Here is a 7,978-nt window from a genome sequence, read left to right on the forward strand (position 1 = left end):
CGATCGCCGACGGGGGTGGATCCATCAAGCCCCGCCGGCGATTGAGGCGATCTTTCCAGCCCCGCCGGCGTTTGAGGCGCGGGGTCCGGGGCGGAGCCCCGAGGCCGTAACGACGGACGGGCCGAACCCCCGGAGGGCTACGCGTGTTGGCTGCCCGACTCACGCCCCCGCAGCCGACGCCACACCCCCGGCCCCGCACTGATCAGCACCGTGAGGCCAATCGCCGCGACAACCCCCTGCCACGGCTCCGGAAAGAGCGAACCACCGAGGATCCCGATGACCTGGTACGTCGCCGCCCACGCGAGACACGCGGGAACGTCACCGCGGGCGAACTGCCGCAGCGGCATCTTCGCCAGCAAGCACGCCAGCATCACGGGAATCCGCCCCGCGGGCACGAGCCGCGACAGGACAAGCACCATCACCCCATGGTCGGAGAGCTTGGCCTGCGCCTGCGCGAGCCGCTCCTCGGGGGCCCGCGAACGGATCGCCTCCAGCCACTTCGACCCGTTCTTGGAGCGCATGCCGCGCCGCCCCAGCCAGTACAGGACGACATCGCCGAGGAACGCGGCGAGCGCGGACACCGCGAAGACGAACAGCAGCGAGAGCGGGCTGCCGTGGTGGAACGCGACGACCGCCGCGGAACTCACGAGCGCACCGGTCGGAATGACCGGGACGAGCGCCCCGAGGAAGATGAGCAGGAACAACGAGGGGTAGCCGACGGCCTGTTGGGTCGACTCGGGCGGCACCTGGGTCGCGGCGGAGAGGATCACCGGCGCGCCCCCGACAGCCTGCGCAGCCGTCTCATCCGGCCACCTCGGGACATACGCTCTCGCCCTGGTCGAGCCGGTGCACCGCCACGCCGGGCGCACGCAGCGCCGCCTGCCGGACGAACTCGTCGCCCGGCGCGTGGAATTCGTGCGGCCGCACCGCGTCCATGCCGATCGGCCAGTACGTCCCGTAGTGCACGGGCACCGCACTGCGCGGCGCGATCCGGGCGAGCGCCTCGGCGGCCCGGCCCGCGTCGAGATGCCCGGACCCGAGGTAGGGGCCCCAGCCGCCCACCGGCAGCAGCGCCACATCGACCTTGCCGACGGCGTCCTCCATCCCGTCGAACAACCCGGTGTCACCGGCGAAGTACGTACGGGCCTCACCGTTCACCACGTAACCGAGCGCGGGGGCGATGTGCGGACCGACGGGCAGCCGCCGCCCGTCGTGCTCGGCCCGCACCACCTCTACCGCCACGTGTCCGACCTCGACGCGCTCGCCCGCCTCCACCTCGATGATCTTCAGCGCGCCGAGCTTGCGCAGCGCGGGCACGGCGCGCGGGGCGCCCTTCGGCACGAGCACCCGCGTACCGGGCGCGAGTCGGGCGAGCGAGGGCACGTGCAGGTGGTCGGCGTGCAGGTGGGAGACGAGGACGACATCCGCCTCCGCGGCGCGCGGCGGCGGGGCCGCGCCGCCCCGGCGGCGCAGATGTGCGAGGCGCCGGGCGAAGAGCGGGTCCGTGAGCACGCGCGTGCCCGCGTCCTCGATGGTGCAGGTGGCATGACCCCACCAGGTGATCTCCACCGGCACGCGCTCCTCCTTGTGCTCCTTTGGCGACTCCCCCGAGCCTACGTGCAGGAGTAGGGTCAACGCCGAAAGCTGTGGTGAGGGGGGACGCATGGGGGCATCCGACGGGGGCGACCGAGCGGTGCGGGTCGCGGCGATCGCCAGCCTGATCCCGCTGGAGGAGTTGGACGCCGACCCCTTCCTGGTGGACTCGCGCAGCCAGCACGCCATGTGCGCGCGCTGGGCCGCCGAGCGCGGCTACGTGGTCACCCGTGAGCTACTGGTCCACGCGGTCCGGCCCGACCACGAGGTGCTGTGGGCGGATGTCGACGCGGGCCTCGTCGACGTGTTCGTCGCCCCGTGCGAGAGGGTGTTGCGGGCGGCGCTGGGGTCTGTCGACGCGTTTGCGCGGGAGTGTGCGCGGCGCGGTGTCCGTCTGGAGACGGCGGGCCTCGCGGAACCCGCGTACGACGCGGACATGAAGGCCCGCGTCCACCGCCGCCTCTCCATGCCCACGGCAGGCTACGACGGCTGCTGACCCCGTCCCCGGGAGCACCCACCCGCCCCCCGGCCCCGGGGCTCCGCCCCGGACCCCGCTGCTCAATCGCCGCAGGGGCTTGAACAACCGACCCCCGTCGGGCTCGGATGATCCAGTCCCCGCCGAGCTCAGACGATCCAATCCCCGGCGGGGCTTGATCTTTCCAGCCCCGCCGGCGTTTGAGGCGCGGGGTCCGGGGCGGAGCCCCGTGGCCGTGACCACGGGTGGCCCCAAAAGGTATGAAACCCTGACCACACCTGATCACACCTGACCAATGAGGGGAGCCGGAGACGTGGCCGGAGGCCGTTGGTGGACGCGCGCGGCAAGCACAACCTGGCGATCGGCCACGGTCTGGGCCGCCTGCACCCTCACCATGATGATCCTCGCCGGGCTGCTACCCGACTTCAAACTGACCTCCGCCGACGGCGACAGCATGACCCGCGTCGCCATCACCGCCGCCCTCGCCGCCGCCGCCTTCGCCCTCCTCTCGGCCCTGGTCTGGCCGCTCCTCGTCCGCGCCCTGCTGCTCGTCCCCGCGCTCGTCCTCGGCCTCGGCGTGTTCTTCCTCAACGGCGCCGTGCTGCTCATCGCGCTGCACCTCATCCCGGACGGCAGGGGAGAGGCCGGCCCGGAGACCGCGGTCGTCGTGGCCGCGGTCATGTCGGCCGTGGCGTCCGCGACCGGCGGTGCGCTCGCCGTCCGGGACGACGACGCGTACCGCAGACGCCTGTACCGGCTCGCTGACCGCAGGCGCCGCAGGGGCTCCGACGCCGACACCACCTGCCCGCCCACCCCCGGCACCGTCTTCATCCAGCTCGACGGTGTAGGACACGAAGTGCTGCGCCGCGCCGCGCGCGACGACGTCATGCCGACGGTCAACTCCTGGCTGCACGACGGCAGCCACCGCCTCACCCCGTGGCGCACCGACTGGTCGAGCCAGACCGGCGCCAGCCAGCTCGGCATCCTGCACGGTTCCAATTACGACGTCCCGGCCTTCCGCTGGTACGAGAAGGACACCGGCGAGACGCAGGTGTCCAACCGGCCCACCAGCGCCGCCGAACTCCAGCGCCGCGCCGTCGCGCACACCGGCGACGGCGGCCTGCTCACCGTCGACGGCGCCAGCCGCGGCAACCTGTTCAGCGGCGGCGCGGAAGAGGTCGCGCTCGTACTGTCCGTGGCCGCCCGGCGCGGCAAGGAGAACCGCTCGCGGGCCGGTTACTTCGCCTACTTCTCCGACCCGGCGAACGCCGTCCGCACGGCGCTGTCCTTCTTCGCCGAGGTCGGCCGCGAGATCGGCCAGTCCACGCGGTCCCGCCTGCGCAAGGAGCGGCCCCGGATGGGGCGCGGCGGCCTGTACCCGTTCATCCGCGCCTTCGCGACCGTCGTCGAACGGGACGTCGTCGTCACGGCCGTCATCGGCGACATGCTCGCGGGCCGCAGCGCCGTCTACGCCGACCTCGTGGCCTACGACGAGGTGGCGCACCACTCGGGACCGTTCGGCCGCGACGCCCGGAAGGTGCTCGAACGCCTCGACCGCTCGCTCGCGCTGCTGGTCAAGGTCGCGGACCACGCGCCGCGCCCGTACCGCATCGTCGTCCTCTCCGACCACGGGCAGAGCCCCGGCGAAACCTTCAGGGGCCGCTACGGGCTCACCCTCCAGGACCTGGTCCGCGCGGGCTGCGGACTGCCCGTACCCCGCCGCGCGAGGCGCACCCGCAGCGGCGCCGAGGCCCGCGCCGCCGTGCGGGCAGCGCTGCGCCGGCCCGTCGAGGAGGGCGCGGGCAAGGGCCGCCGCAGCGAACCGATCGTGCTGGCCTCCGGCAACCTCGGCCTCGTCTCGTTCCCCGACGTCCCGCACCGCATGACCCGCGAGGAGATCGACGCCCGCAACCCGGCCCTGCTGCCGACCCTCGCCAACCATCCCGGCATCGGCTTCCTGCTCGTACGCAGCGAGGAGCACGGCGCGGTCGTGCTCGGGGCCCGGGGCGCCGACGTGCCGCTGGCCGAGCTCGCCGATGGCGAGGGGCCGCTCGCCGACTTCGGTCCGGGCGCCGCCGACGCCGTGCGCCGCACCGACTCCTTCCCGCACACCGCCGACATCATGGTCAACTCCATGTACGAACCGATGGACGGCGAGGTCCTCGCCTTCGAGGAGCAGATCGGCTCGCACGGCGGGCTCGGCGGCGCCCAGAGCCGGCCGTTCCTGCTCTCGCCCGCGGAGCTGTCCGAACCGGTGCCGAAGGACGAGGAACTGGTCGGCGCCGAGCAGGTGCACCGGGTGCTGCGCCGCTGGCTGACCGAGGGAAGCGGACCGCAGATCCCGATGCGGGTCACACCGCTGTCCCTGGACCCACCTGCGAAGAAGCCGCTTGAGCGGCCCGTGGAGAACCCTGTGGAGAATTCCCTCCGGCGAGATCCCGGCGGTGGATCTTTTGCGGCCACGCCCCCCGAGCCGCAGGACAATTCCGCCTGATTTGGAGCGCGGCGGGAGCCCACCGGACCATGGGCCCCGTCACCCGGCGATCCCGAGGTGGCTCAGCACGATCGAGAGGCACTTCCCCCCATGCTCGACACCGGGACCGCCCCCGCTCCCGATACGGCCCCGGCAGCGGACGAGGACCAGAACCAGAGCGGCAGCAAGCACGCCCGCAGGTTCGGTCTCCCCATCGCGACGGCCCTGGTCATGGGCAACATCATCGGCGGCGGCATCTTCCTGCTGCCCGCCTCCGTGGCCCCGTACGGCACGATCTCGCTGGTCGCCTTCGGTGTCCTGACGGTCGGCGCCATCGCCCTCGCGCTCGTCTTCGGACGGCTCGCGAAGCGGCACCCGCAGACCGGCGGCCCCTACGTCTACGCCCGTGAGGCCTTCGGCGACTTCGCCGGGTTCCTCGCCGCGTGGAGCTACTGGATCACCTCGTGGGTGTCGAACGCGGCGCTCGCCGTCGCCGCCGTCGGGTACCTCGACGTACTCCTGCCGATCCACGGTTCGACGTTCTGGACGATCGTCGCCGCACTCGCCTGCCAGTGGCTGCCCGCGCTCGCCAACCTCGCCGGCACCCGCTACGTCGGCGCCGTCCAACTGGTCTCCACCGTCCTGAAGTTCGCGCCGCTGGTGCTCGTCGCGGTCGGCGGCCTCTTCTTCTTCGACGCCGACAACCTCGGCCCGTTCCAGGCCGGCGGCGGGGACTCCCCGGTCGGCGCGGTCTCGGCGTCCGCCGCGATCCTGCTCTTCAGCTACCTGGGCGTAGAGTCCGCCTCCATGAGCGCGGGCGAGGTCCGCGACCCGGAGCGCAACGTCGGCCGGGCCACGGTCCTCGGCACCGGGCTCGCCGCCCTCGTGTACCTGCTGTGCACGGTCTCCGTCTTCGGCACCGTCGCCCACGACAAGCTGGTGGACTCCACCGCGCCGATGACCGACTCCGTCAACGTCATGTTCGGCGGCACCTGGGGCGGCACCGCGGTCGCCATCGCCGCGGTCGTCTCGATCCTCGGCGCGCTCAACGGCTGGACGCTGCTCTCCGCGCAGGCGCCGTACGCCCCCGCGAAGGACGGCCTGTTCCCGGCGGCGTTCGCCCGCAAGAAGCGCGGCGTCCCGACGTTCGGCGTCCTCGTCGGCGTCGCCCTCGCCTCGGTCCTGACCATCTACAACTACACGGCGGGATCCGAGGGCGTCTTCGAGAGCCTCGTGCTCATCACGACGTTCACGGCGACGGTCCCGTACCTCCTCGCCACGGCCGCGCAGATCTACTTCCTGCTGTCGGGCCAGGGCCACCGGGTGAGCAAGAGCCGCCTCGCGCGCGACATGACGCTCGCGCTCGTGGCGTTCGGCTTCTCGATGTGGCTGGTGGGCGGCGCGGGCTACGCGGCCGTCTACCAGGGTGTCATCTTCCTGTTCGTGGGCGTCCTCGTCTACGCGTGGATGTCGGCGCGAAAGAAGCGCAGTTCAAGCCCCTGCGGCGATTGAGCAGGTCTTTCAAGCCCCTCCGGCGATTGAGGCGCATCTTTCAATCGCCGGAGGGGTTTGTGTGGCGTGAGCTACCTCGCGATGGGCGCCACCACCCACCTCAGCTTCCGGAACATCTCGTCCCGCCCCCCGATCTCCACCAACTTCCGCGCCGCGGGATACGCCTCGTTCCCCTCGATCTCGTACCCGACCTCGAGGGACCCGGGCACGTCCCTGACCTCCAGCTGCGCCTCGATGTCGACCGCGGAGCGCGAGCCGTCCGCGGCCATCGCCGCCAGATGGGAGATACGCCGCTGCTGCGCCTCGTCGAGCGCCTGCCGCGGGTCCCGCGAACCGGGCGAGGCCAGCGCCTGCTGACCCTTCCCGGATGGCGGCGCGACCGCGGAGGCGGGCGTGCGGGTCTCGCCGGTGGGCGTACGCGTGGACAGGGTCGCCTGGACGACCGTGCCGTCGTTGTCGAGCGCGACGCGGAACTCGCCGCGGCCCGGCGTGATCACCGGTACGCCGTCGAAGGCCTGCCGGAACGTGACGTGGGTCTGCAGCGACACCGGCTCACCGATCTGCGAGCCGTCCTTCTTGCCGCTGTTCTGCATCAGGTCGTGCACACCGTCCACGACCAGCTCGACGCCCTCCGCATGCTCCTGCACGAACCGCTGCGCGAGTTCGACGGCGCGCTCGGTCGGCAGCTGCCGCGTGTTGCGGTGGTTGGCGTCGGCGAGCTTCACCCAGCGCACCGCCTGCGGCGCCGTCGAGACGAACCGGTCGCCCGAACTCGCGCTGAGCACGCCCTGCCGCTCGACCTGCACCTCTTGCAGCGCCGCCGCCGGGAAGTGCGCGAGGCGGCCGGCCGCGGTGAGCTCCTCGCTCGGGTCGCGGGGCGCCAGCTGCACGATCTGCGGACTCTGCGGCGCCTGCGTCAACGGGTCGCGCAGGCCCTGGCGAGCGTAGTACCAGCGCCACGCATACCAGTTGTCGGGGACGTGGTCCCGGTAGAAGTTGCGCTCGGAGTTCAGCCGGTTCTGCGCCTCCGCCTGGGTCGAACCCGTGGCGCACACCGAGGGCGCCTGACCGTGGTAGATGTCCCAGCTTGCGTTCAGCCATGCGTCGCAGAACGTCTGGCCGGCCCGCCACTTCTCCCAGAACTTCTTGCCGTAGTCGCCGCTGTCGATGCTGGTCGTCTCGAACCCGAAGATCATCCGGGAGCCGACGTTGGGCCCGGCCCAGGTGCGGACGGGGGAGTGCCCGTCGAGGACGCGCAGCGAGTTGCACGTCGACCAGAACACGTAGTTGGCCTTCTCGTTGCCGAACGCCATCCGGTTGGAGATCGCGTCCGAGCGGTTGTCCCACTGGGCGCCGAGCGGCGCGAAGAACACGCCGTTGCCGTCCATGCCGCCGTGCCCCGAGTGGTACACGGCGACGACGGCGTCCACGCCGTACCGGTCCTGCCAGTTGTCGTACGTCTCTTCGTACGCCCACACCTGGACGCCGCTGTCGGCGAACCAGAAGTTGCGGTCGTAGAACTGCTGGAGGTACGCGAGCCAGCCGGTCGCGTCCTCGTGCGTGTGGGAGAGCGGGTTCTGGTTGACGAACTTCTGGATGCTGAACGCGCCCCACCAGCCGAACGTCGAGTCCCGGTCGGTCGCGCCAGGTTTCCCGGTCTCCAGTGGTGACGGACCCTGGTCCGCGTAGATCATGCGCATGGTCTGACCCCCTGCGAAGCCCCCTGAGCCCCCCTGGCCGGGAGGCCCAAAATGTCACCACCAGGCCCCTTTGCCCAGCACCCTTTCCAGCCACACATCCGGAGAGCCCACCCGGCGTCACGCCACGGGGCTCCGCCCCGGACCCCGCGCCTCAATCGCCGGCGGGGCTGGAAAGATCCCCTCAAGCGCCGGCGGGGCTGTAAAGATCGCCTCAATCGCCGGCGG

The 7,978-nt window shown here is 71.9% G+C and carries 6 protein-coding genes; 3 read left to right on the top strand and 3 right to left on the bottom strand.

Features of this window, described 5'->3' with window-relative positions; genetic code table 11:
* Nucleotides 1-137 precede the first annotated feature (137 nt).
* Together ABT004_RS35235 and ABT004_RS35240 are read right to left on the bottom strand one after the other, a co-directional pair.
* On the bottom strand, nucleotides 138-767 hold the full coding sequence (locus ABT004_RS35235) for a DedA family protein (RefSeq protein WP_351345546.1): 630 nt from the start codon (nucleotides 765-767) through the stop codon (nucleotides 138-140).
* Nucleotides 768-801: 34 nt separating this feature from the next.
* Nucleotides 802-1,575: an MBL fold metallo-hydrolase gene (locus ABT004_RS35240; protein WP_351345531.1), complete on the bottom strand. Its 774-nt coding sequence runs from the start codon at nucleotides 1,573-1,575 to the stop codon at nucleotides 802-804.
* An 88-nt stretch (nucleotides 1,576-1,663) separates the two neighbouring features.
* Here ABT004_RS35240 and ABT004_RS35245 point away from each other — a divergent pair, with 88 nt between their 5' ends.
* From ABT004_RS35245 to ABT004_RS35255, 3 genes are all read left to right on the top strand, one after another.
* Nucleotides 1,664-2,089: a hypothetical protein gene (locus tag ABT004_RS35245; protein WP_351345534.1), complete on the top strand. Its 426-nt coding sequence runs from the start codon at nucleotides 1,664-1,666 to the stop codon at nucleotides 2,087-2,089.
* 274 nt (nucleotides 2,090-2,363) lie between these two features.
* Nucleotides 2,364-4,562, top strand: coding sequence for an alkaline phosphatase family protein (locus ABT004_RS35250; RefSeq protein ID WP_351345537.1), 2,199 nt, complete (start codon nucleotides 2,364-2,366; stop codon nucleotides 4,560-4,562).
* 90 nt (nucleotides 4,563-4,652) lie between these two features.
* Complete coding sequence (locus ABT004_RS35255) at nucleotides 4,653-6,053, top strand: amino acid permease (protein WP_351345540.1); 1,401 nt, start codon at nucleotides 4,653-4,655, stop codon at nucleotides 6,051-6,053.
* A 71-nt stretch (nucleotides 6,054-6,124) separates the two neighbouring features.
* Here ABT004_RS35255 and ABT004_RS35260 read toward each other — a convergent pair whose 3' ends face one another.
* The gene (locus ABT004_RS35260; protein ID WP_351345543.1) at nucleotides 6,125-7,753 is read right to left on the bottom strand and encodes a DUF6345 domain-containing protein; all 1,629 of its coding nucleotides are present in this window, start codon (nucleotides 7,751-7,753) and stop codon (nucleotides 6,125-6,127) included.
* Between the last annotated feature and the right edge of the window lie 225 nt (nucleotides 7,754-7,978).

This window comes from Streptomyces sp. NPDC002790 (assembly GCF_040295505.1).
GTDB lineage: Bacteria > Actinomycetota > Actinomycetes > Streptomycetales > Streptomycetaceae > Streptomyces.